Source organism: Campylobacter sp. JMF_04 NA10, from assembly GCF_027737655.1.
GTDB lineage: Bacteria > Campylobacterota > Campylobacteria > Campylobacterales > Campylobacteraceae > Campylobacter_B.
In genome coordinates this window covers 218,295-243,594 of the sequence record NZ_JAOVTZ010000001.1, presented here as the reverse complement: position 1 = coordinate 243,594, position 25,300 = coordinate 218,295, and the positions used below count along the sequence as shown (strand labels likewise).

The window sequence follows — 25,300 nt, the reverse complement described above, 5'->3', positions numbered from 1 at the left end:
AAAACTATAAATTTAAAATTTATCGCTATATTACGCCAAATTTTTCAAAAAAGGATCAAAATGAAATCAATTTTTGTCGCAATCTTTGCACTTTTAATCGCAGGGTGTTCGAGCAATACGCCTGTTTTGGGGCTTAGTCCATATATTTCTGGTGTTGCACCAGCTCCAAAAACCAAAAGCGTTGGCGAGCTAAATATCAAAGACTCTCGCCAAAATACCCTAATCATCGGCACAATCAACGATAATAGCGGAAATTTAATCGACGAGGTTTTGCTTAAAACAGATTTGAGTTCGTGGTTTGAAAATGCCCTTAAAATCGAGCTTGGCGCGCGTGGCGTAGCCATAGGCGCAGGTGGGGCTAACATAAGCGTGGATATCAAAACCCTAAATGCCGCAATCGATGGGTATTCTAAACAAAATATGAGCGCAAAAGCCGAAGTTTTCATCACTATCGTAAATGGCACTAGAACTATTACAAAACGCGTCGCCCAAGATCAAAGCGAGTTTGCAGCCCTTCGCAATGCCCGCACAATGGAGCCTTTCGTCGAAAGTATGCTAAGAGATATAATCAAAAAATCAGCCGATCAAATCGTCTCTTCGCTCTAAATTTTAAATGCGTTGCATTAATTGTGGCGCATTTTCCCTGCGCCTTTTTTGCGCCTCTTGTGCGCGCACCCTCTCGCAAAACCGCCTAAACGCGCGTGTGGTGGAGGATTTCGTGGTATTTTATTATTACGGATACTCGGAGGTTAAAAATTTAATCCTCTCCAAGCACCATTTGCACGGAAGTGCGGTTTTGTCGCGCTTGGCTAAATTTAGCCTAGCGAAATTTCCAAATGAATTTAAGGCTTTTTTAGATGAGAATTTGCCAAATTTGACGCGCGAAATCCCAAATTTCAAATTTCAAGCTGTCCCGCTAGATGATGATATCAGTTCAGGATTTTCACATACTGCCGTGCTTGCTCGTGCGCTAAAATCGCGCGAAATAACGCCAGCTTATGGCGTGATTAAAGCCCAAAACAAGGTCAAATACGCAGGTCAATCCTTGGAATTTCGCCTAAAACATAGGCGCGATTATAAAATTACAAAAGAGCCAAAATTTCCCGTGATTTTAGTCGATGATATCGTTACAACCGGGCTTAGTATGTTGGAGGCTAGGGAGGTTTTAAAAAAGGCTGGATTTAGAGTGGTTTTTGGCATAGTTTTGGCAAATGCACAAATTTAAGCAAATTTACGCGAATTTTAGGTTACTCAAAAGGTTTTTTTGCTAAAATCAAAAGTTTAAATTTGCAATAAGGAAAGATATGCAAGAAAGTATTTTTGACACACAAGAAATCATAGACATAGATGTTGAAGAATCAATAAAAACAAGCTATTTAGACTATTCGATGAGCGTTATCATAGGTCGCGCCTTGCCTGATGCCAGAGACGGCTTGAAGCCTGTGCATAGGCGAATTTTATACGCTATGAACGACCTTGGAGTTAGCTCTCGCCAACCATATAAAAAATCAGCGCGTATTGTAGGCGATGTCATTGGTAAATACCACCCACACGGCGATACAGCGGTGTATGATGCGTTAGTGCGCATGGCTCAAAGCTTTTCTATGAGAATTCCAACCGTCGATGGTCAGGGAAACTTCGGCTCGATTGACGGAGATGGCGCAGCTGCTATGCGTTATACAGAGGCTAGAATGACGCCACTAGCCGAAGAGCTTTTGAAAGATTTAGACAAAGAGACGGTTGATTTCATACCAAACTACGATGAGAGCCTAAGTGAGCCTGATGTGCTTCCTGCGCGCGTGCCAAATTTGCTTTTAAACGGATCGAGCGGTATCGCTGTGGGTATGGCGACAAATATCCCGCCACACAGCCTTGATGAGCTTGTAGATGGGCTTTTGCTTTTAATCGACAATAAAAACGCTAGCCTTGAAGAGGTCATGCAATACATCAAAGGTCCAGATTTCCCAACTGGCGGACTTATTTTTGGTAAAAAGGGCATAATTGATGCTTATCGCACTGGGCGTGGCAGGGTCAAACTCAGGGCCAAAACGCATATCGAAAAAAAGGCCAACAAAGATGTCATCGTCATCGACGAGCTTCCATATCAGACAAACAAAGCCCGCCTTATCGAGCAGATCGCGGATTTGGTCAAAGATAAGCAAATCGATGGTATTAGCGAAGTGCGCGATGAGAGCGATTTCGAGGGAATTCGCGTCGTAATCGAGCTCAAACGCGACGCTATGAGCGATATCGTGCTAAATAATCTTTTCAAACAAACCACTATGGAGGGCACTTTTGGCGTAATTATGCTCGCAATTGACGGCAAAGAGCCAAAGGTATTCTCGCTAATCGAGCTACTTAAACTTTTCTTAAATCACAGAAAAACCGTTGTTATTAGACGCACGATTTTTGAGCTTCAAAAGGCACGCGCTAGGGCGCACATTTTAGAAGGCCTTAAAATCGCGCTTGATAATATTGACGAAGTGATCGAAATCATTAGAAATTCAGCCGACACTGCGATAGCCAGGGAAAATTTAATGGCTAAATTCGGCCTAAGCGAACTTCAATCAAACGCGATTTTGGATATGAGGCTAAGCAAGCTAACTGGCTTAGAGCGCGAAAAAATCGAAAACGAGCTAAAAGAGCTTTTGGTCGAAATTTCACGCCTTGAAAATATCCTAAAATCTGAAAATTTAATCGAGCAAATTATCAAAGATGAGCTCTTAGAAATCAAAGATAAATTTAAATGCCCGCGCATTACAGAAATCGTCGATGACTACGATGATATCGATATCGAGGACCTCATACCAAACGAAAATATGGTCGTAACTATTACGCACCGCGGATATATAAAACGCGTGCCAAGCAAGACTTATGAGAAGCAAAAAAGAGGTGGCAAGGGCAGGGTAGCCGTGACTACATACGATGATGATTTCATCGAAAATTTCTTCACTAGCAACACCCACGATACGCTTATGTTTGTGACTGATCGCGGACAGCTTTACTGGCTCAAAGTCTATAAAATCCCAGAGGGCTCACGCACAGCCAAAGGCAAGGCGATTGTAAATTTAATCAAACTTGTAGGCGATGAAAAAATCATGGCGATAATCCCGACTACCGATTTTTCAGATAGCAAATCGCTAGTATTTTTCACCAAAAATGGTATCGTAAAACGCACAAATTTAAGCGCGTTTTCGAATATCCGCTCACTTGGCGTAAGGGCTATCAGCCTAGACGATGATGACGCGCTAGTAACCGCGCTAATCGTGCCAAATGAGGCAGGCGAGAGCGCACCGATTGAGAGCGATGATGAAAATGGACAAAATTTAGAAATTTCGCAAGAAATCGAAGAAGTTGAGAGTGAAATTTTAGATGAAAACAGCAGCGAAATCAATGAAAATATGATTTTCATCGCTACTAAAAAGGGTATGTGCGTTAAATTTAAACTCGGTAAAGTTCGCCAAATGGGACGCGTAGCCAGAGGCGTGAGAGGGCTTAAATTTAAAGAAGCTGGCGATGAGGTGATTGGAGCGACATTTATTTTAAATGATAATTTAGAAATTTTAAGCGTGAGCCAAAAAGGTATTGGCAAACGCACCACAGCTAGCGAATATCGCCTTACAAACCGCGGTGGCAAGGGCGTAATCTGCATGAAGCTCACAAACCGCACCGGCGATTTGGTGGGCGTAGTAATGGTCGATGAGGAAATGGATCTCATGGCACTAACCACAAGTGGCAAGATGATTCGCACAGATATCCAAAGCATACGCAAGGCCGGACGCAACACAAGTGGCGTCATCGTGGTAAATGTCGAGGGCGATGATGTGGTTAGCATTGCTACTTGTCCGAAAGCAGAAAGCGATGATGAGGGCGAAGTGGGCGAAGAAAATGGTGGCGAGAGCCTAAATTTAGAAAATAGCGAAAATCAAATCATACAAGGAGAGGGTGATGAATAGATATAACATCGCAATCGTTGGCGCAACAGGCGCTGTTGGCGAAGAGATACTTAGAGTTTTGTCTGAGTTAAATTTCCCAGTAGCAGATATTTTGCCACTAGCTAGCGCGCGCTCGGCTGGTGAGGTCGTAGAATTTGAGGGCAAAGAGTATGTGGTAAAAGAGCTTACTGAGACTACTTTTGAAGAAAACGAGATTGATATCGCGTTTTTTAGCGCAGGTGGCAGTATTTCGGCGCATTTCGCACCGCTTGCAGCAGCTAGTGGCGCAGTGGTAATCGACAATACGAGCCATTTTAGAATGCAAGATGATGTCCCTCTCGTGGTGCCTGAGTGCAATCCCGGCGATATCGAGCTATGGGAGCAAACAGGAATCATCGCCAATCCAAATTGCTCAACTATCCAAATGGTGCAAATCCTAAAACCACTAAACGACGCATTTGATATCGAGCGCGTAGATGTGAGCACATACCAAGCCACAAGTGGCGCAGGTAAAGAGGGTATGAGCGAGCTAGTCGAACAGCTCCAAGCGTTTTTTGCCTTTAAGCTCGATGAGTGCGAGCCAAAGGTTTTTGCTCACCAAATCGCAATGAATGTAATCCCTCATATCGATGTTTTCAATGAAAACGGCTTTACCAAAGAAGAGCTAAAAATGGTCAATGAAACACAAAAAATCCTGCACAAAAACTTCCCAGTAGCCGCCACTTGCGTGCGTGTGCCTGTCATGAGAAGCCACAGCGAGGCGATTACAATTAAATTTAAACAAGATTTCACCCTTGAAAAGGTGCGCGAAATTTTAGCAAACGCAAAAAGCGTCGTGCTTTGCGATGATCCAAGCGAGAAAAAATACCCTATGCCAATCGTCGCGACCGATACGAACGAAACTTTCGTAGGTAGGATTCGCCGTGATATTTATGATGATAAAATCTTGCACCTTTGGTGCAGTGCCGATCAAATCCGCGTCGGAGCGGCTACAAATGCCGTTAGAATCGCGCTTGATTGGATTGAACTTCAAGAAAACAAATAAATTTATGGGCGCAAATTTAAGGCGCCCATTTTAAATTTTACAAATTTCACTAAATTTAGCCTATTTAAGGAGCAATGATGATTTTTATCGACGCATGTTTGAAAAAGCCGACACCCTATACGCCTGTGTGGATGATGAGACAAGCTGGGCGTTATTTGCCCCAGTACATGGCGGTGCGAAAAAGCGTGGGCGGATTTTTGGAGCTTTGCAAGGACTTTCGCAAGGCTAGTGAGGTTACGATCCAGCCTGTGGAGATTTTAGGCGTCGATGCGGCGATTTTATTTAGCGATATTTTGGTTGTTCCGCTTGAAATGGGGCTTGATTTGGAATTTGTCGCAGGCGAGGGACCAAAATTTAAAAATCCTTTGAAAAATTTGGAAGATTTAAAGGCTCTAAGCCCCGAAAAAGCCGTGAAAAATCTGCAATATGTCTATGATACGGTCGCGCTAACAAGGCAGAATTTAAGCGATGATAAGGCGCTGATTGGCTTTTGTGGTTCGCCTTGGACGGTGGCGACATATATGATCGAAGGCGGCACGACAAAGACTTATGCGATTTGCAAAAAAATGGCGTATTCTAACCCTGAGCTTTTGCACGAAATTTTGCGAAGCGTAACCGAAGCGACCAAACTTTACCTTGAAAATCAAATCAAAAACGGCGTAAATGCCGTGCAGATTTTCGATAGCTGGGCGAGTGCGTTAGAAGAAAGCGCGTTTTTCGAGTTTAGCTGGAAGTATATTTTAGAAATTTGCGACTATTTAAAGGCGAAATTTCCGCAAATTCCGATTATTGTCTTTCCAAAGGGCATTAGCGGATATTTGGATAAGATTAGCGGTAATTTCGATGTTTTTGGCGTGGATTGGAGCACTCCGATTGATTTGGCTGCGAAAAAACTCGGACAAAAATACACGCTTCAAGGAAATATGGAGCCAACCCGCCTTTATGACAAAAATGCCATAAAACAGGGCGTTTCGCAGATTTTGGAAATTATGAAAAATCGCCCGCACATTTTCAATTTGGGGCATGGAATTTTGCCTGATATTCCTGTGGAAAATGCGAAATATTTCATAAATTTAGTGCATGAAATGAGCGTGGGAAAATGAAATATATTTTCGGTCCTGTGAGTTCTCGCCGTTTTGGGCAGAGCCTTGGGATTGATTTAAGTCCAAATTCGAAGCAATGCAACTTTAACTGCGCGTATTGCGAGTTAAAAGCGAAAAAGCCTATTTCGCAGATGAGCGAGATTTGCGATATTTCGCCCGTGCTTGATGAGCTAAAAACGGCTTTGGCTAAATTTAAAAATACCCAAGTCATCACGCTTACGGCTAATGGCGAACCTAGTCTTCACCCTAAATTTGGCGAACTTGTAAGCGAAATTAAGGCTTTAAAATTGCCCCAAAAACTGCTAGTTTTATCAAATTCAAGCAGAATTTCGCAAAATTACGAAGCGTTTTTGAAATGCGATATTTGCAAATTTTCCCTTGATAGCGTGATTGTTGAGAGTTTTAAAAAAATAGATAATCCGCATGATAGTGTAAATTTGGAAGAAATTATCTCAAATTTGATTAAATTTAGTGCCGAATTCAAGGGCGAATTAGTCATAGAAATTCTCGTCGTATCTGGGCTAAATGATAATGTCAGCGAATTTGAAGCTCTAAATTCGGTGCTTGAAAAAATAAATCCCGCTCGCATTGATTTAGGCACGATTGATCGTCCGCCTGCGTTTAAAAACGCTAAGCCCGTGAGCTACGAGAGGCTAGAATTTTTAAGCAAATTTTTGAAAAATCAAAGCGTAAATATAGTCGCAAAACCAAAATACGATAGCGAAAAGCTCGATTTTAGCGAAGATGAAATTCTCTCTATGCTAGTTCGCCGTCCCCAAAGCCTAAGCGATGTAGAGGCTAAATTTAGCGAACTCTCAAAAGCAAATTTAGCAAATTTGCTAAATTTAGGAAAAATCACCCTAAAAGACGGATTTTATAAAATTTCATAAATTTTGCAAAATACTGCCCTGAAATTTGCTTGTTATTGTCATTACGAGGCGTGAAACGACGAAGCAATCTAGTAAAATTCAAAGCGAAATTTAACGCCAAATTTCGCTATTTTACACTCTCCCACCATCTGTTTTGCGGTAAATTTGACAGGTTGAAAACCTCCCCCACAAGTGGCGTTGCGATAGTGTATTTCGTCCCAGCTTCCTTGCTAGCGCGCACCAATCTTTCCATAGGCTCGCTCCATTTATGATACGCCAAATCAAATTTCGCCCAGTGTATCGGCAAAATCGCGCGCGCACCAAGCACGCTGGCGTTTTTCGCGCTTTGCTCTGGCATGGAGTGGATCTGCGCCCACGCGCGGTTGTAGGCGCCGTTTTCTAGCATGGCGATATCAAAGCGTCCGTATTTTTGCGCGATTTGCGCGAAATGCTCGCCATCTCCGCTATCACCTCCGTAAAAAATCCTAGCCTCATCAGCGATAATCGCATACGAGCCCCACAGCGTGGTATTTCTGTGAAATCTACCGCTAAAATGCCTAGCGCGTTCGAGCGTGAAGCTCACACCATTTACGCTTGCACTCTCTTCTAAATCTAGCTCTGTGATTTTCTCGTCGCTTACGCCCCAGCGAAGCAGGTGGGCGCGCACGCCAAGAGGCACGATATAGCGCTCTGCTTTGGCGTCAATCTCCCTGATAGCGCGCATATCGAGGTGATCGTAGTGATCGTGGCTGATTACCACGCATAGCTTATCTGGCAGGTCCGAAATCCTAGGCGTTATCTCATACGCAAATGGCGCGCCACCCACGAAAATCGGCGAGGCGCGGTAAAATACAGGGTCGGCGATGATATTTAAATCATTTATGCGAAATAGCACACTCGAATGCCCAAACCAGACAAAATCACCGTTTTTGAGGGTGCTAGGCTCGAATTTCACGCTAGGAAGTGCGCGCGAGGGGTTTTTGCCCTTTGGGGTAAAAATCATATCATAAAGCCAGCTTAGCATGCTTGGCATTTCATCGCTGGTCGCTAGCACCGTAGGCTGGGCGTTTTCGAAAGTTTTGCCATTGTATGCTTTGCTGGCGCGGATTTTTGCCATAGAAATCTCATCTGGCACTCCACCAAAAACAGGGTGAAATTTCACGAAGCAAAGCACGAGCGCGCCCAAAAACAAAACCGTAGCAAAAAACCAAAAAATCGATTTTAAAATCATTTTTTCCCTTTGAAATTTTTGGTTTATATTAGCGAAATTTTGAAATTTTGCTTAGACAAATTCTCCAAATTTATTGCCCAATTTTGCAAATTTTAGTAAAATGCGCCCAAAAATAGGAGAAATTTTGATTTACGATGCGGTTATTGTGGGCGCGGGTGCGGCTGGGCTTTTTGCTGCTATAAATTTGCGCGCAAAAAGCGTTTTGATTGTGGAGAAAAACGCCTTAGTGGGGCGTAAGATTTTAGCCAGCGGCGGTGGACGATGCAATATCACAAATGCAAATTTGAGTGCGAAAAATTATTTAGGAGATGAAAATTTTATCTCGCAAATACTGCGCCGACTAAGCGTAGATGAGCTTTTGAGCGTGTTTGCGCCTTTGGAATTTGGCTTAGAAAAAAACGCTCAGTATTTTTGCAAAAACCACTCGCGCGCAGTGTTACAAAAACTACTATCTATGGCACAAAAAAACTGCGAAATTCGCACAAATTGCGAAATTTGCGAAATTTCAAAGAGTGGCGAAATTTTTAATGTGCTTAGCGTCAAAGGCGAGAAATTTTGTGCTAAAAATCTCATAATCGCCACTGGCGGGCCCAGTTTTAGGGCGCTTGGCGCAAGTGATAGTGCGCTAAGCTTTGCGGTGAGTTTTGGCATAAAGTGCGAGAAATTTCGCCCAGCCCTCGTGGGGCTTTGCGTGCAAAAGAGCGAGTTTTGGTTCAAAAATCTAAGTGGAGTAAGCCTGCCCCTGCGCGCAAAGCTCGCAGGGCGCGAGATCGCAGGCGAGGCGCTATTTACGCACAGAGGCATTAGCGGGCCTGCGATTTTAAATGTGTCGCTGTTTTGGAGAAGTGGCAAAATCACTCTAAATTTCGCCCCAAATCACAATATGCAAAGCCTAAAAAAGGCCCTAAATGGCGGGAAAAAACAGCTTTCGAGTTTGCCATTTTTACCAAAACGCTTTGTTTTGGAGTTTTTGCGCTCGCAAAATTTGCAGGATAAAATTTTCTCAAAATACAGCGAAAGTGAGTTGGAAAAAATCGCGCGAATTTTCTCTTACGAGTTTGCGCCTGCTGGCACTTTTGGTTTTGAAAAGGCCGAAATTAGCGCGGGTGGCGTTTGCACGGACGAGCTAGGCGCAGATTGTGAAAGCAAAAAAATCCCCGGGCTGTATTTTGCGGGCGAGTGCATAGACGCATCTGGAATGCTAGGGGGATATAATCTGCATTTTGCCTTTGCTAGCGCTCTTTGCGTGGCACGCGCGATAAATTCTAAACTTAGCGCGCGAAATTTGGCTAAATTTGGCTAAAATTTGCAAATTTGAGAAATTTTAAAATTCGCCAAATTTCGCAAATTTAGCCCAAAATTATCGCTCAATTTTTTCGATTATGATATCGCCTGATTTTAGCCCTTCGAGCGTGGTTTTGGCCTTTTCGTCGTCTTTAAACTCGGCGCAGTAAATCTCCAAATACTCAATCCCTTTGGCGTTGTTTTGATTCATTAGCTCGATTGCTGCGAGTGCTAAATATGGGCGTTTTGCACCAAGTTCGGTAGCGCGAGATAAAATTTCTTTTGCCTTGTCTGTGCGAGTGGAATTTAGCAAAAACTCGCCATAAGTGGTTAAAACCTCGGTGTTTTGGCTATCGCGCGCTAGTATTCTCTCATAAATCGCGTCGGCTTTTTCCTTCGCACCTAGCACATCAAAATTGTGTTGGGATACATAAATTTGGGCGAATTTCATATCGAATTGCGTGCGGTCTTTGGCGTCGATTTTATCGGTGATGATCTCTTTGTTTATGTATTCAAAAACGCTCGCCATGAGCATGGAGTCATTGTATCCTTGCTCGGCTTCGTCCTCGCTGTCAAATTTCAGCGGATACTCGCAGGCGTGTTTGCACAGCGCGTCGGAGTATTCGTAGAGTTTGGCGATGTCGAGGTTGGCACCACCATTAGGATTTTTTTTCATTATAGCGTCGTTTGAATACGCGCTATACGGCTCAGCGCAAAGTGCGCTAAATAGGGCGAAAATCGCGATTAGTATGCGGTTTGTCATTTTCTTATCCTCAAATAAAAAAGTTACTAATTCTAGTGGAAAAATTTAAATAATTACTGAATTTAGGCTAAATTTTTAAATTTCATTTTCAAACGTACTTTTTGGATACAGACCGATTAGTTTTTTTACCATTTTGCCGTTTTTATCATATATAAGCGAGGTTGGCGTGCCAAATATCCCACCAGCGACATTTGATAGGTATTTTACAGAGGCTGGCGCGCTAAGCGTAGGGAATTTTACCCCTTTTTCGCGCGCGGTTTTAAGATCCGTTTCTAGCTCGCCACCACCGCCTAAAACGCCGATTACAAGGGCTTTTTGCGAGGCGTGGATTTCATTTAGGATAGGGGTTTGCGCCCCACATGCCCCACACGAAGCCGTGAAAAAAAACAAAATCACAGGTTTGTCGTTTCCACTCACGCTAAAAGAGCGGGTTTTAGGGTCAAATTTCGTCGCGATACTCTCGCCATTTAGGGCTAAATGGCGTTTTTCGCCATCACATGCACCAAGCATTAAAGCGCACGCTAGCCCTAGCGCAAATTTTAAAATTTTAAATTTCATTTAAAACCTCGATTTTATCTAATTTTCCGTGCCTTAAACGCACGATTTTATCGGCGTATTTGCCTAATTCTTCGTTGTGCGTAACGAGTATGAGGCTCTTTCCTTCGGCGCGCAGTCCCTTAAAAAGCTCCAAAATCACAGCCTCGTTCGCCTCGTCTAGATTGCCCGTAGGCTCATCGCCGATGATGATATCAGGCTCGTTGATTAGGGCGCGCGCGATACAAAGCCGCTGCTGTTCGCCACCACTGAGTTCGCTTGGTCTATGCTCTATCCTGTGCGCTAGGCCGACCCTTTCGAGCGCCATTTTTGCACTTTTTTCATCGACGCAGGAGTGGTAGTATTGATTTAACATGACATTTTCAATGGCGTTTAGGTATGGTATGAGGTGGAATTGCTGAAAAACAAGGCCGATTTTTTTGCGACGAAATTCTAAAATTTGCGCTTCATTTAGCGAGCTAGCATCATCTCCGCCTAGCAAATACTCGCCCTTTGTGGGGCTATCCATCAAAGAGAGGATATTTACAAGCGTGCTTTTGCCACTCCCGCTTGGCCCCATTATGCTCACCCACTCGCCCTTTTTCACTCCAAAGCTAATGTCATCGAGCGCCTTTACATCGCCAAAATATTTACAAATACCATTAAATTTTAAAATTTCCATATTATTCCTTTAATAAATTTGCCAAATTTGGATTTAGCGCCCGTTTTATGGGATAATAACTCGCACTAAGCGCGAAAATCAGCGATAAAATCACCGCCATTACAAGCCCTATAAATCTAAAATCCACTCCGCTAGAAAATAAAATTTGACCCAAAATTATGGCTAAAAAATACCCGATTATCGCGCCAAATACTGCCCCGCTAACGCACAAAAGCAAAATTTCGCCCAAAATTATGTGAAAGATATTGGCCCTGTTTGCGCCGATTGCGCGAAGCAGGGCAAATTCTTTAATGCGAGAGAGTAGGACTTGGCTAAGGCTAGTGTTTATGCAAATCGAGGTTATGGCTAAAATCGTAAAACCACTTAGTAGCATTAAAAGCTTGATTTTATCTAGGATTATGCCTTGTGTTTTGGATACTTTGCCCACGACATTAAAGCTCATTTTCTCATCGCTTAAATTTTGTGAAATTTCGCTAAGACCCTTAAAATCGCTATCTACAATCGCTTCGGCGTAGTTGATTTCGCCTTTGGCATTAAAGATATTTTGTGCCAAATTTAGCGAGATTAAAAGCAAGCCATCTTCCTTGCCTCCGTCAAAAACAATGCCCTTTATGCGGACTTTGTGAGTGAAATTTGCATTTGCGTTGTGCGGAGAAATGCCGATTTCATCGCCTAGCTTCACGCCTAAAATTTTGGCTAAATCCTCGCCGATTAGGGCGTTTTTATCGTCGAAATCCACTCTGATTAGCTCGCCCTCTTTGAGCCCCAAATATGGCATTGTTTTTGCTAAATTTGAAAACTCCACGCCCATTACCACAGCCAAATTTACCCCTAAATTCGCACTTTTAAATAGATAGCTATTGTGCGCTTTGAGATTTGGAATTTTTTCAAATTTCGCTTTTAGCTCATCTTCGCTAATGATAAAATTCTGCGAGGAATTTGGCGAGATTATCAAATTTGCCCCATAAGAGTTTAATTCTCCTGCGACTTTTTTGTCGATATCTGCCCAGATATTCACAAACGCCGCGCAAACTGCCGAGCCAAGGGCGATTGCGATAAAAATCACAAACGAGCGCAAAGAGTTAGCAAAAATGCTTTTTAAGACTATCGTGCGATAAAATTTATTATTTTCTACCATATAAAACCTCCGCTGGTGGCAGTTTGAGCGCGCTACGAAGTGGCAAAATCGAGCCGATTAGACAGATTACAAACCCAAATGCAATGCTTAGTGGCAAAACTAGCAGAGCAAAGCCCAAAAATGAGCCAAAGATTTGCTGTGCGATAATTTGGCTTGCTAAGTATCCCGCGCTCGCCCCTAAAATCGAAGCGAAAAGGCACACGACGAGGGTTTCGGCGATGAATTGCAAATATATAGCCAAACCGCTTGCCCCAAGCGCCTTTAAAAGCCCGATTTCCTTTTTGCGCTTGAAGGTTTCGTTGCTAAGCAAGCTTGCGATGCAAATGCTAGAAATGATGAGCGAGAGGATACTCACCACGCCCATTAGGCCTTGGATTTTTTTGGTGATTCCGCTCTGGGCTTCGCTCACGCTAAGGACTGCTTTGGCGCTTGCGTTTGGGAAATCCTCGGCGATTTGGTATGCTATGGAGCTAACATAGGCTGAGCAATACCAAGTATCGTGCTCTACGGCGTCTAGGCTGTCTAAATTGCGCCTAGCTTTTACCGATAAATCATCTTCTGGGATTGTCATTGCAGATACTTCTGCTTTGGCGATTTGACCCTCGCGGTGAGTGAGCTTTTGCACGAAGGCTAAATTTGCGATGATTTTACCGCTGTATTCCTCCGCGTCGTGCAAAATCCCCACCACGCGCACAGTGTAAATGCCTAGATCAATCTCATCGCCGATTTTTAAACCCAGCTTTTCGCCTGCGATGACTTCATCATTTGCGCCGTCCTTTGCCCACTCGCCCTCCACGCGCCAAAATGGATAAAGGTGCCTTACTCCGACCCTAAAATCAGGCTCATCGCTCACTCCTGCGGGTCTGTCAAAATATGTCCCAACGACCTCGAATTCATCGATTTGCTCGGATAAAAACGGCGCGTAGCTTGTGATATTGTTGCGCCAAAAAATCTCTTTGATTTTGACTAAATCACTTTCGGCCAAAAAATCATCGTTTGCAAGTGGCGCAAAATCGCGCCCTGCAATTTCGATATTTAGGTTGGCTGAACGGGGCAAAACCACGATATTTGCGCCATATCTTCCTAGCTCACTTGCTAGTTTGTCGCCGATTTTAAGAGTGATATTTAGCATGCAAGCAATCAAGCCAACCGATAAAAAAATCGTCAAAAACGCTAAAAATTTCGACTCCTTAGCCCCAAAAATCGAAGCTTTTAAAATTCTAAAAAACATTATTTAAGCTCCTTTAATGTGCCGTTTTCATCGACGAAATTTTGCGGATTTTGAGTAAAAATTTCTTCGTTTTTTTCGTTTTCGAAAAAGTAAATCCTGCCATAATACAAATAGCTAAATTTTGATGAATTTGAAATCCTCGCGCGCGAAACGGGGTCGATGACCTGTTTTTCGACAATTTCGTTAAAATAGCTTGCCCCGCTTAAAATTTCGCTAAGCGCGATTTTCACGCGCTCGCCGTCAAAGTCAAATTTCATAGGGATTGGGTTGCAGCCACCCATTTTGCCGACACTTGGCAAGAAAATTCGCACATTGCACGCTATGCAGATTAGCTCGCCCTTTTTTTTGACATAGCCCATATCTCCGCAAATCGAGCAGGCGTCAAACACCGCAACCGGCGAGAGATGAGTGCTAAATTTATTTAGCAAAAAAAAGCGAATTTTATGCCCGTCGTCGCTGATATAGGCGTATCTGTGAAGGCGCCCATCTTGCAAAGCCTGCGCGTCAAAGACAAACTCGCCATTTACTGGCTCTACGAGCGTGGGTGTATCGATCGTAGGCGGGCGAGAGGCCACTAGCAAATAATAGAGGCTAATAGCGCAAAATAGGGCGCAAAGTGCGAGTGTGCAGAGGAAATCGCGCCAAATTTTAAACCTTGCGCTTTTGTTTATGCGCCAAGCGATGATATTTTCATCTCGCGCTAGTTTTTTGGGGGCTAAATTTAGGTAGAAAAGCCCAATAAATAGGGGGATTGCGCACAAAATCAATATTAAATGTTGGTTGTTGTGGTAGATGATTTTGGCGATTATGCTTAGAAATTCGCTCGAATTTATAAATTTAAGCGAGGCGTAATTTGCGAAGTATCCGCCCTGCCTAATCCCTAGCCCCACAAATCCGAGCTTAGCGATGAATAAGAGGGCGCAGGTTAGGGTAAGGGCGGCAAAATTTGCGCGCGCTCGATTTTTTAAAATTTCGCTATAAAGCAGGTAAAATAAAACCAAGCACGAAAGAGCCAAAATCACCATAAAAAGGTTGAGAATAGCCCCGCTATCAAGGAGTTCGGTGCTAAAAATTTTGAAATTTGCGCTGATTAAAAAATACTCAAAACAGGCGCAAACGCCAAGGGCAAAAATGCAAAATTTGGTTATTTTCGCAAGGCAAAATTTAGCGCAAAAAGGTAGTAAAAATAGCGCAACCAATGCCAAAATATCAAAGAAAATTTTGCCCTCTTGTGCGATTAGACTATGATTTAGCGCGTTAAAACAGGCACCCCCAAACAATGCTCCAAAAAAGGCAAATGCAAAATCTTTTTTGCCAAAGTGCGAGGCGATGATAAATAGTGGCAAAAATGCCAAAACAAAATGGTAAAAAAATATCGACAAAACTGCAACCTAAATGTGAAATTTTAGAGCTGTTTGAAATAAATGCAAATTTAAAATTTAAATTTTGTCTAATTTGTCATTGCGAGAATTTTGCGTTAGCAAAATTCGTGCCAATCTACGAATTTAAAATTCCTTGCGCTAAATTTGCTGTCATTGCGAGCGAGTGTAACGAGCGAAGCAATCCAGTAAAATTTAAAGCAAAATTCAACCTAAATTTAGCATTGAACGATTTTTTGAATTTAACCTGCGCCGTGCTTTTCTCGTAAGGGGGAAGGCGCGCTTGTTTGCTCTGCTTCGCGCGTTGCGCTCGCAAGAAACCTGCTTCGGCTTCCGCCTCGCACCGCTACGCTGGTTTTGGAGACGCTACCCTCCCGCATTTAATTCGCACGCAAAAGCGTTGTTCGCGCCTTTTGCTCCGTGCGAATTTCCCCTGTAAAACCTTAGAAGTGGCTAAATTTAGAAAAACTGCGTTTTTCTAAATTTAGCTGGTTTTATTTTTACGGAAATGCTTCGCATTTCTTTCGCGTTTTGACTAAATTTACAAAATTTTTTCAAACACTTCTAAAATTTCACCCAAAAAGGGTGAAATTTCGTTATTCTTTTGGAGTTCCAGTGTATGCAAATGTGTATTTCACATCAAATGCGCCCCACCATTTGCCAACGCCTGTGGCCTTGTCAGCGTGGCGACCAAAGCCGTTTGCGCCTGGGTTTTCGATATGGAAAATCAACTCATAATTTCCCACGCCATTTTCCATTTTGACATTTGCGCCATAGTGTGGGCCGTCGCTTGCGACCATTGGCATGAAATTTCCCTTTTGGATTTTGCCGTTATCTAGGTTTTTTAGCTCGTAGCCGATTTTTAGGTATGGGATCCACTCGCCCTCGCCAAAGCCGTTTGCGTTGCCCTCGATTGCGTGGATATCAGCCTCTAAGTGAATATCGGCTAGGCTAGGGGCTAGATCAATGCCCTTTGGCTCCATATCGATTGGTTGTAGATACACAGCGGCGATCTCCATGCCGTTCATTTCGACTGGTTCGCCGATAGGTTGCTCGCCAGCGAAGGCGATACTTGAAGCAAGGCTTAAAGCCAAAACTGATGAAAATAATTTTTTCATAAATTCTCCTTTGAAATAGATTTGTTTTTTTGCTTGATTATCAAAATTCCAACTATTAAAGCCACGATTAGCGCAGCTTGCGGGATTAGGCTCTCTTTGTAAGGGTAAAATCCCAGCCATGTAATCGTAGGCAAGCCCTCGATTATGGTTGGTGTAAATACCTTGCCCTCGACTAGTTCCATTATTCCCTTGCCGACAAAGACAATCGACATATAAAAAATAATCGCCGAAGTTATCATAAAAAACGGCTTGATTGCGATACGAAGCGAGAATTTTTTGATTAGGATATAAACCACGAGCAGTGCGATTACGCCTACGACAAATCCCGCACCCACCATACCTAGCGCGCTCGGAGTTTTAGCGTCGATTATGAGCGCTAGATAAAACAGCACCGTCTCGGCTCCCTCGCGATATACCGCCAAAAAGACCATCCACCATAGCATTTTGCCGTCTTTTTCGCTCAGGCTTTGCGAAATCGCGCCACTGATATACGCGCTCCATTTTTTCGAATTTGCATTTGAAAGTAGCCAAAACCCGACATAAAACAGCAATCCCACGGCTACTAGCATGACTGCGCCTTCTAGGATTTCGCGACTTTGACCTGCTTTTGCGGCGCCAAAAATCGCGCTTATGCCCCACGCTGTGGCAAAACTAAGCGCAATTGCGACCGCAAGCGCGCTATAAACGATTTTTAGTTTGCCCTCGTTGCCTGATTTGATAAGTATGGCGATGACGGCAGCCACGATGATTAGGGCCTCCATACCCTCGCGTAAAATAATTATGAGCGAGTATAAAAACAGATCCCATGCGCTAGAATTTTGCGTCAAATTTAGGCTCTCTTCAAGTTGCGCGAAAAGCTCGTTTTGCGCTGCGATAATCTGCTCTTTTGGCGCACCAGAGCTAATTAGGGCTGAAATTTTATTAAAGCTAGCCTCGGTGTCAAGTTTGAGTTGGGAGTTTTTGGCTCCCACGAGGGCTTCCATGCCGCTTTCTTCGTATTCGTCGAAGTAGATATTTCCGCTCTCATCGATTGCCTCATCGGTTTTGCCAGCCTCATACAGAGCCAAAACCTGCGCCATTTTGGATTTTATGTTTGCTACGGTTTGGCTAAAATCTGCATTTTGCGCCACTTCGCTTTCGCTAGTCTCTTGCGCGCTTTGTGGGGCTAGGGCGTAAGTTTGGCTAGGCAAATTTTGCGTGGCGTTAAGAAGCAAATCGTCTAAATCTTTTAGAGATTGGTTAAATTTCGCTTCGCCCGTATTTAGGCTATCGCGCAATAAATTTGAGATAATTCGCTGAATCATTTGGTCGTTTTTGCTAGAAACATATTTTCGCACGACCTCTTCGAATCTAGTGTTGCGATAAATGTCAAATTCAGCCTTGTTTAGAGCCGATTTTAGCGCGGTTTCATCTTTGTTATCAAAGGCAGTTTTTGCATTATTTAGCTCGGTGATGAAATCATTATAAACGCTAAGCCATGGAGAATTTGGGTCGGAATTTGGTGCTTGATTTTCCGAATTTGCACCTGAATTCGCACCCGAATTTGCGCTAGAATTTTGCGTGGTGTTTGGGGCAGAATTTTCGCTTTGATTTGTGCTAGTTTGAGGCTGTTCTTCGCCCTCGTTTTGGTATTGTGCGACTAGTTTATGACCGCTTTCGATGACTGGCAAAATTTCAGTGATTTCGCTATTTAGCTTTGCTATCATAGCCTCGATTTCGCCTCTTGGAGTGCCTGCTTTAAAGGCTTTGCGGATATTTCCAAACTGCTTTTCCATAGCGTAGGATTTTTTCTGTCCTAAATTTATGCGAATTCCAGCTTCTAAATTTTCAAAATGGCTAAAATACGCCTCTTGGGTTAGTTTGCGCGCACTAGCGCTATCGCCGCTATCATACGCGCTCAAAGCCTGCTCAAATTTAGCCTTTATCGCTTGGGCTTCGGCTTGGTAATCTGCGCCAAAAAGCGATGATAAAAACAGAAAAATCAGTAAAAAAGATGATTTTAGGATAAATTTCATAACCTGCCTTTTTGCTAATTGGTTTCAAAATCAGTTTGGGATTATACAGCAAAATACTTAAACTATAATAAAAATGTTTATCAAAAACAAGGCTAAATGATAGCCGAAATTTAGCCAAATTTAGGGCAAAATTTATGCGAATTTGAAATCGAAATTTAGTGAAATTTAAAGGTTAAATTTGAGAAAATTTATTGAAATTTAGGGGATAAATTTAAAAGTAGTCGGCGAACCGACTACTTAGTTTTAGTGAAGTTTCGACCAAATTTTGCTTTTCCAAAGTCCAGCGAAAACTGATAAAATCGCGAAATATAGCATTATGTAAAGTGCTGTTTTTTCGCGCTCATCTTTTTTGCTATCGCCGACTTCTTCGAGGTAGGCGACGACTTGATTTTCAGCTTCTTGTGTCAAGCCAACGCGAGGCATAGATGTGCCTGGGAGTTTCTTTTGTGTATCGTTGATAAACTCGTGCAAATAATCAGGCAACTTCGAGCGAATCATCATTGATAAATCTGGCGGAGTAGAGCCCATGTAGGCTGCGACTTTCTCCATATCGCTTGTGACTTTGCGACCAGCATATTTGACATCGTGGCATCTTTGGCATGAGTCCTCGAAAACCTGCGCATTTTCCATTGTGCTTGGTGCGATTGAGCGTAGATATGCTACGATATCTGCGATTTCTTGGTTTATATCATCGCCAAGTCCGTAAAATGCTGGCATTGGGTGTGGATTTTCATCGCCAAATTTATGATCTAGCTTCATCGCCATTACAGGGTCTTTGATAAGAGCGGCTAGGAATTTTGGTGAGTATAGATATCCTGCACTGCTAAGATCTGGTGGATTTACGCCATAAGCTTCGCTAGCGCTTGTCGCGTCCATTGGAGCGTCCATGCCAAGCTTGCTTACGCCGTGGCATGCCACACAACCTGCGTTCATAAAGGTATCAGCGCCTCTTGTGGCGTCACCTTTGATAATGTCGATTTTGTTGATCTCGTCCCAAAATAGCGTAACTTTGTCTTGTTGGTTTTTCGCGTCTTGAAGCGTTCTTGTCGCACTTGCGATCATACCCTCATCGCCTGAGTTTTGGGCTGTTTCTAGGGCTTTTTGCGTTTTTTCGACATTTGTAGTAGCAAGGGTGATATCCTCGGCTGCAAAGTCATAATTAGCAGGATCGACATGCGGGCTAAGTCTAGTATGAGCAAAAGGCTCAATCATCCAGTATAAAACCGCTACTAAAACAACGAGTATTGCTAATGTTTTTATCTCTTTCATCTTAACCTCTTTTCTTTCTTTCTGCGATTGTTATCAAAGGCAAGACAACTACTATCAATGCGATATAAAGTATCGATAAAATAAAGCCCCAATATGTATTTGGCATGCCAAGCTCTGCGCCGTCTGCTGGGAGTTTGCCAAATAGGCTTAAAAGTATCATATCGATTAGTAATACCCAAAACCAGATAAAATATGCTTTGTTTCTGTGAGCTGGGGCTACGACAGAGCTTCTATCCATCCATGGAACTATCATTAGTGAAACGCCAGCGAACGCAAACGCCATAAGTCCGATATCTGCTGCCTTTAATGGTCCAACATCGAAGAAAAATCCACGCAAAATTTCATATTGCCACAAGAAATACCACTCTGGGTAGATATGGTTTGGCGTTTTGAGGCTGTTTGCAGGGTCGAAATTTATCGGATCCATTGCGAAATTGAATTGAAAGCCAACCAAATAGAAGAAAAATATCATAAAGATTGAAAGATATAAAAAGTCTTTTGATAAAAATCCTGGCCAAAATGGGATAACTTTCGCATTTTTTGTATCGCCGCTTAGGAATTTTTCACTCTCTACCTCAAAATCGATTTCTTCGCCGTCTAGGTTATTGACATGAGGGACGCGAAGCGCATAGAAGTGAAGCGCGATGACAGAGATTACGACTATCGGAAGCAAGCAGACATGAAGCATAAAAAATCTTGTCAAGGTCGGATCGCTTACAGCATAATCACCTCTGATCCACTCGACCACAGCTGGTCCTATGACTGGAATTCCACCGAATAAATTTGTAATAACCATAGCCGCCCAGTAGCTCATTTGTCCCCAAGGAAGCATATATCCGCTAAAAGCTTCGGCTGAAAAAAGTATGAAAAGTAGCATACCGCTGACCCAAATCATCTCTCTGCCTTGCTTATATGAGCGATAGTAAAGTCCCACAAAAGTGTGGATATAAATCACCAAAAACACGACCGAAGCAGCCACTGCGTGGATATGTCGCCATAGCCAGCCATATTCTACCTCTTGCATGATAGTTTTATTTACGCTATCAAACGCCAAAGCAGCGTCTGGTTTGTAATACATTACAAGCATTAAACCGCTTACGAAAAGCACGATAAATAGCGTCATCAAAATAACGCCCATAGCCCATAAAAAGCTGATGTTTTTCGGAATCCAATACTCCGTCATCATAACTTTCATAAATTTATTAACAGCAAGTCTTTGATCTAACCAATCCAAGATGCCTGTTGATTTTCTTACATGCATATCAATCCTCCTACGCTTTGCCCATTAGAGCTTGATATTCAGGGCCCTCTTCGCCAAGGACAAGTTTAGTTCCATCTATTTTAAATGGAGGTATATCCATACCGCGTGGTGGCGGACCAAACACAGCTACGCCGTCAGTGTTGAAAACGCCTCCGTGGCATGCGCAAACGAATTGTTTAGAAGCTGGTTTGTAGCTAGGGATACAGCCCAAATGCGTGCATAGACCGATACAAAGCGTGTATCTAGCGCCACCTACGACGACATCTCGTTCATCGTTTTTGCCCATATCGGCTGTCTTTTTGAGAATAAATATTGGCTTTTTGCGCCACTCTGTCCTGTATAGCTCTCCGTCTTTAATCGGGCTTAAATCCACAGTCGTTACGCCGGCTGCTTTGACGCTAGGAAGCGGATCCCAGCTTTTTTTCATACCGCCTAATGCAAATACGCCACCCACAGCAGCGACCGCACCAAACGCAAGTCCGATAAAGCCTCGTCTATTTTCACTAAAATCAGATTTAACAGACATCTTTACCCTTTCTTTTTGTGAAATAAAAGGGTAATTCTAGCCAAATAAATATTAAATTTAATTGATTTGAGTTAAGAATTTTGGCTTAAAATGCCTATTTAAGGGAATTATTTAATGAAATTTTAAAATTTAGAGTTTGAAATTTTATTTTTACAAACTCTAAATTTCATATAATAAATTTTACAATCTAGCCGATTTTCCCGAGCGAAAATATGCAACAATTGCCAAAATAAACATAGAAGCTGTCATTATATATGCCCAGCTTGGCACAGGGATTTTTTCGCCCGCTGCGTAAGAGTGCATACCTGTGAGATAAAAATTTACTCCAAAATATGTCATTATGACGCTAAAATACGCAAACATCGACGCTACGGCGAAGGCAAATTGTGAATTTAGCTTTGGCATAAATCTAAAATGCACCACGATAGCATAGACAAAAATCGTAATCAAAGCCCAAGTTTCCTTTGGATCCCAGCCCCAATACCTGCCCCAGCTCTCGTTTGCCCACACGCCACCTAGGAAGTTTCCAGCTGTTAGCAAACAAAGCCCAAGAATCATCGACATTTCGTTGATTCTAGTGGCTTCTGTGATATTGCGCGCGATTTCTGGGTTGTTTTTGCCGAAGCAAAACATCAAAAGCGTAAAAATTCCAAGCAACATACAAAGCCCCAAAAATCCGTAGCTTGCGGTGATTACAGAGACATGGATTGTCAGCCAGTGTGATTTAAGGACTGGTTGTAGGTTTGTGATTTGCGGATCCATATCGCTTAAATGCGCCACCATTAGCGTAATTCCTGCCATAATCGCCGTTAGTGCCAAAGAAATCGCAGATTTGCGCGAAAAGAAAATTCCACTAAGTGCTAATGCCCACGCGATATAAATCATCGACTCATACGAATTCGACCACGGCGCATGTCCTGATACATACGCACGAAGTCCAAGTCCGAAAGTATGTATCAAAAACGCCACTACATTTACAAACCAAACTAGATTAAACGCCCATTTTAAGCCCAAATTTGGCTTCATCATACGGATAAAAATAAAGATTAAAAGCAAAAATCCAGCGATTGTATAAATCGAAAAAAGTCGTTTGAAAATATGCGCGTTGTTGTATAAAATTTCATATTTTATCGCACTCTCGCTAGGCGCTAACTCGCCACCATTTTTGATTTGATAATCCTTGATAATGCTTAGCATTTTGTTTGCGCTTTGCCAGTCGTTTTTGTTTTGGGCATAAATCACAGCCGTGGCAAACATCGCGCTCATATCGCGCACCTTATCGCGCTCGCTTTCGCCTAGCATTTCAAGGGTTGCAAACGGCGAAATCCAGGTGCTATCGTTTGACTTTCCGGTAGGGATTATGCGGAAGTATTCGCCCATAATCGCGCCGTAAAACACATTTACTCTCTCATTTACTTTGATGATTTCTTTATCGAGCGTAGAGCGGTTACCAAGGGGTTTGCGGTTGATTTCCTCGCTTAATTTATCAAGCTTATAAAAGCTCTCATTATCCTTCATTTCGAAAAAATCCATCATCGAAGCGTATTTTTGATTTTCGTTAAGGCCTAAAATTTTGCGTAGTTCCTTATCGCCCACGCGTATGATTTTAGCGGTGCGCCAATAATCTTGATTTAGCATAAACGAAAGCAAGGCTTCGTTGTGATTGAGCGTAATCCCGTCCTCGCCCTTGTAGGTTTCGCCGCGGTAAATTTTGTGCAAAATTTCGCGCGAAACTGTATCAAATGGCTCCATACGGCCATTGAAACCTTGCACGACTAATTTACCAAGTTCTTTGCTAAATTCCTTATCAAAATTTGGCAAATTTAGCTTGATTTCATTTAAATTCACACTCTCATTTCCCTCTGCATGGGCTAAATTTGGCGCAACACAGGCGAAAATTACAGCCAAAATTGCCACGCTTTTTGCTAGATGAGTATTTTCGCTGATGAGTTTAGAAAGCTTGAAAAAGCGCGAATTTGGGTTTAAAAAGTTTAAAAACATGCCAAGGCAGAGCAAAAAATATCCCAGATATGTCGGGAATTTGCCCGGGTCGCGATTTACAGATAGCACGGTGCCTCCCTCGTCCCTATCATACGAGCTTTGGAAAAATCTGTATCCGCCGTGATCTAGGACATGGTTCATATAAATATCGTAATCATAGCTGTTTGCGCCGTCTTTGACTGTAACTTCGCTCTTGTATCCTGAGGGCGAGTTTGTGCCTGGGTAGCGATCCATGACGAAATCGCGCAAAGCTAATTTAAACGGCAAATTTACCATTTTTGGCCCCAAAAGCGTGATAAAATTTGCGCCACCGACTTCGTATTGAAGGCCTTTTTCGCCTTGTATTACTAGCACCTCTTTGCTTTCGTTGTTATAGCTAAGATCTGCGATGATTCCGCTCATACCGGCTAAATTTTCCTCGACCTTAACAAATTTTTCCACAGCTGAGCTTAGCAGGCTAACTGGGGCGAAATTTGTCCCCTCAAAGCTATAAAGCGATAAATCATCGATTAGATTATCTTCGTTTTTATTCAGTGCGATTTTTTCGCTAGTGCCCATTTTAGTGGCGTTTATGTCGAAATTCGAGTTTATATAGAATTTATCGGCATCGTTTTTGACATAGATGAAATATTTGGTTTTTGGCATGGTATTAAAGCTAATGCTAACCTCGCCTAGCTCGATACTCTGCCCAGAAAGTAGCGAAAGGGGCTGTTTTTGGGTATCGTTTGAGAACAAAAACTCGATTCTAGCGGGTGCGCTTTGGCTCTCGTCTTTGACCCATTTTAGCTCGCCGTGTGGGATAAATTCTTTAAATTTCAAATTTGCGTTTTTGCCATTTACATCTAAATTTAGATCAAATTTCATTTTTCCCACGCCACTTAGGTAGTTTTTTTCATCGGCTGAGATGAAATTTTTATCCTCGCCTATGCTGATTAACTGCACAAATTCGTCCTTGGTGCTAATTAGCGAGCTTTCCTCTCCCTCTCTAATGTGCAAATTCCCCTCAAATCCAAAATATCTCGTAAGCCCAGCCCCAAGCAAAATAAAAAGAAAGCTTAAATGAAATATAAAGGTCGGAAGCTTTTTGATATCGCCGAGGCGGTAGCGGTAGATATTGTAGGCCAAATTTAGCCCTAAAAGTAGCATTATCAGCCCGAACCACCATGCATTATACACACTCGCCCATGCTACTGGCGTGCCAAATGCAGTCTCCACAAATGTTGCCACCGCGCACGCGATAGCCAGCAGGGCAAGCATAATGCTGGCAGATTCCATGCTAAAAATAGATTTCATATTTTTCCTTGCTAAATGATAAATTTTATTAAGAGCTGGGATTTTATCAAAAAATTCTTAAAAATTCTCATTTTTTGTAATTAAATTCACACACCTTGCCTACGGCTTGATTGCACGGAATTGCCGAGATAGAATTATCTGGCGAGCCGTCGATGATTTTATCTGAATACACTAGATAAATTATGCTCTGGCTTGCTTCGTCAAACATACGCACGACATGGGTTTTTTTAAAGATTAGCGAGGATTTTTTCGCAAATATATCCTCTTTTTTAAGCTCTTCTTTGATTATGATTTTTGGGGCTGTTTGAGAGCATGAAACAGAGGCTTCTGAGCGGTCTTCTTCGACGCCAACAATCTCTTTGGCGCCACCTTTTTTGGCGTATGAGATGAAGCATGTAACCCCGTCGATTTTAGGGTCGCTGACGCTGATAACCTCGATTCTATCGTTTTTGCCAAAAATTCTAAACGAAGTATTTACGCTATCAATCACCTCATAATCCTTAGCAAAAACTGCGCCCAAAATCGCACAAATAAGAAAAAATTTTTTCATTTTGACTCCTTAAATTTGACAAATTTTAACATTTATAATTTAAAATATTGTAATTTTTTTGTTAAGGAATTTT

Annotated in this window: 22 protein-coding genes; 7 read left to right on the top strand and 15 right to left on the bottom strand. The window is 42.6% G+C overall.

The annotated features are described in order from the left end of the window. The first annotated feature begins 60 nt into the window (after positions 1–60). From OFO12_RS01265 to OFO12_RS01240, 6 genes are all read left to right on the top strand, one after another. Positions 61–606, top strand: a complete 546-nt coding sequence (locus OFO12_RS01265) for a YajG family lipoprotein (RefSeq protein ID WP_270869189.1) — start codon at positions 61–63, stop codon at positions 604–606. A 7-nt stretch (positions 607–613) separates the two neighbouring features. Further along, the gene (locus OFO12_RS01260; protein WP_270869188.1) at positions 614–1,225 is read left to right on the top strand and encodes a ComF family protein; all 612 of its coding nucleotides are present in this window, start codon (positions 614–616) and stop codon (positions 1,223–1,225) included. 79 nt (positions 1,226–1,304) lie between these two features. Then, on the top strand, positions 1,305–3,956 hold the full coding sequence (gene gyrA / locus OFO12_RS01255) for a DNA gyrase subunit A (protein ID WP_270868799.1): 2,652 nt from the start codon (positions 1,305–1,307) through the stop codon (positions 3,954–3,956). After that, the gene (locus OFO12_RS01250) at positions 3,949–4,980 is read left to right on the top strand and encodes an aspartate-semialdehyde dehydrogenase (RefSeq protein ID WP_270862114.1); all 1,032 of its coding nucleotides are present in this window, start codon (positions 3,949–3,951) and stop codon (positions 4,978–4,980) included. Before gyrA ends, OFO12_RS01250 begins: the two co-directional genes overlap by 8 nt. A gap of 77 nt (positions 4,981–5,057) precedes the next feature. Continuing rightward, positions 5,058–6,083, top strand: coding sequence for a uroporphyrinogen decarboxylase (gene hemE / locus OFO12_RS01245; protein WP_270869187.1), 1,026 nt, complete (start codon positions 5,058–5,060; stop codon positions 6,081–6,083). After that, positions 6,080–6,973, top strand: coding sequence for a radical SAM protein (locus OFO12_RS01240; protein ID WP_270869186.1), 894 nt, complete (start codon positions 6,080–6,082; stop codon positions 6,971–6,973). The genes hemE and OFO12_RS01240 overlap by 4 nt, the downstream gene beginning before the upstream one ends. Positions 6,974–7,079: 106 nt before the next feature. Here OFO12_RS01240 and OFO12_RS01235 read toward each other — a convergent pair whose 3' ends face one another. Continuing rightward, entirely contained in the window at positions 7,080–8,183 is a 1,104-nt protein-coding gene (locus tag OFO12_RS01235) for an MBL fold metallo-hydrolase (RefSeq protein WP_270869185.1), read from the bottom strand. Between the two features lie 124 nt (positions 8,184–8,307). Here OFO12_RS01235 and OFO12_RS01230 point away from each other — a divergent pair, with 124 nt between their 5' ends. Beyond that, complete coding sequence (locus tag OFO12_RS01230) at positions 8,308–9,486, top strand: NAD(P)/FAD-dependent oxidoreductase (protein ID WP_270869184.1); 1,179 nt, start codon at positions 8,308–8,310, stop codon at positions 9,484–9,486. A 57-nt stretch (positions 9,487–9,543) separates the two neighbouring features. On the opposite strand, the gene OFO12_RS01225 is transcribed toward OFO12_RS01230, so the two are convergent. The 14 genes from OFO12_RS01225 to OFO12_RS01160 all read right to left on the bottom strand — a co-directional run bounded on the left by OFO12_RS01225 (position 9,544) and on the right by OFO12_RS01160 (position 25,227). Then, a complete protein-coding gene (locus tag OFO12_RS01225; protein WP_270869183.1) occupies positions 9,544–10,230 on the bottom strand; it encodes a tetratricopeptide repeat protein in 687 nt (228 codons plus the stop codon). A gap of 75 nt (positions 10,231–10,305) precedes the next feature. After that, positions 10,306–10,788, bottom strand: coding sequence for a TlpA family protein disulfide reductase (locus OFO12_RS01220; RefSeq protein WP_270869182.1), 483 nt, complete (start codon positions 10,786–10,788; stop codon positions 10,306–10,308). Then, a complete protein-coding gene (locus tag OFO12_RS01215) occupies positions 10,778–11,446 on the bottom strand; it encodes an ABC transporter ATP-binding protein (protein ID WP_270869181.1) in 669 nt (222 codons plus the stop codon). Before OFO12_RS01215 ends, OFO12_RS01220 begins: the two co-directional genes overlap by 11 nt. A 1-nt stretch (position 11,447) precedes the next feature. Continuing rightward, a complete protein-coding gene (locus tag OFO12_RS01210) occupies positions 11,448–12,584 on the bottom strand; it encodes an ABC transporter permease (RefSeq protein ID WP_270869180.1) in 1,137 nt (378 codons plus the stop codon). After that, complete coding sequence (locus OFO12_RS01205; protein WP_270869179.1) at positions 12,571–13,815, bottom strand: ABC transporter permease; 1,245 nt, start codon at positions 13,813–13,815, stop codon at positions 12,571–12,573. The genes OFO12_RS01210 and OFO12_RS01205 overlap by 14 nt, the downstream gene beginning before the upstream one ends. Beyond that, on the bottom strand, positions 13,815–15,197 hold the full coding sequence (locus OFO12_RS01200) for a Fe-S-containing protein (RefSeq protein ID WP_270869178.1): 1,383 nt from the start codon (positions 15,195–15,197) through the stop codon (positions 13,815–13,817). The genes OFO12_RS01205 and OFO12_RS01200 overlap by 1 nt, the downstream gene beginning before the upstream one ends. 239 nt (positions 15,198–15,436) lie before the next feature. Next, a complete protein-coding gene (locus OFO12_RS01195) occupies positions 15,437–15,574 on the bottom strand; it encodes a hypothetical protein (RefSeq protein WP_270869177.1) in 138 nt (45 codons plus the stop codon). A 216-nt stretch (positions 15,575–15,790) separates the two neighbouring features. Then, positions 15,791–16,312 carry an iron transporter gene (locus OFO12_RS01190; protein ID WP_270859954.1) on the bottom strand — a complete coding sequence of 174 codons (522 nt, stop codon included), beginning with the start codon at positions 16,310–16,312 and terminating at the stop codon, positions 15,791–15,793. After that, a complete protein-coding gene (locus tag OFO12_RS01185) occupies positions 16,309–18,327 on the bottom strand; it encodes an FTR1 family iron permease (protein ID WP_270869176.1) in 2,019 nt (672 codons plus the stop codon). Before OFO12_RS01185 ends, OFO12_RS01190 begins: the two co-directional genes overlap by 4 nt. Positions 18,328–18,570: 243 nt before the next feature. Continuing rightward, on the bottom strand, positions 18,571–19,596 hold the full coding sequence (locus OFO12_RS01180; RefSeq protein WP_270869175.1) for a c-type cytochrome: 1,026 nt from the start codon (positions 19,594–19,596) through the stop codon (positions 18,571–18,573). Position 19,597: 1 nt separating this feature from the next. Next, a complete protein-coding gene (locus OFO12_RS01175) occupies positions 19,598–20,857 on the bottom strand; it encodes a cytochrome b (protein ID WP_270865175.1) in 1,260 nt (419 codons plus the stop codon). Positions 20,858–20,867: 10 nt separating this feature from the next. Continuing rightward, a complete protein-coding gene (gene petA, locus OFO12_RS01170; protein ID WP_270859958.1) occupies positions 20,868–21,383 on the bottom strand; it encodes a ubiquinol-cytochrome c reductase iron-sulfur subunit in 516 nt (171 codons plus the stop codon). Between the two features lie 180 nt (positions 21,384–21,563). Then, complete coding sequence (gene ccsA, locus OFO12_RS01165) at positions 21,564–24,677, bottom strand: cytochrome c biogenesis protein (RefSeq protein WP_270869174.1); 3,114 nt, start codon at positions 24,675–24,677, stop codon at positions 21,564–21,566. 67 nt (positions 24,678–24,744) lie between these two features. Further along, positions 24,745–25,227, bottom strand: coding sequence for a CreA family protein (locus OFO12_RS01160; protein ID WP_270869173.1), 483 nt, complete (start codon positions 25,225–25,227; stop codon positions 24,745–24,747). Positions 25,228–25,300 lie beyond the last annotated feature (73 nt).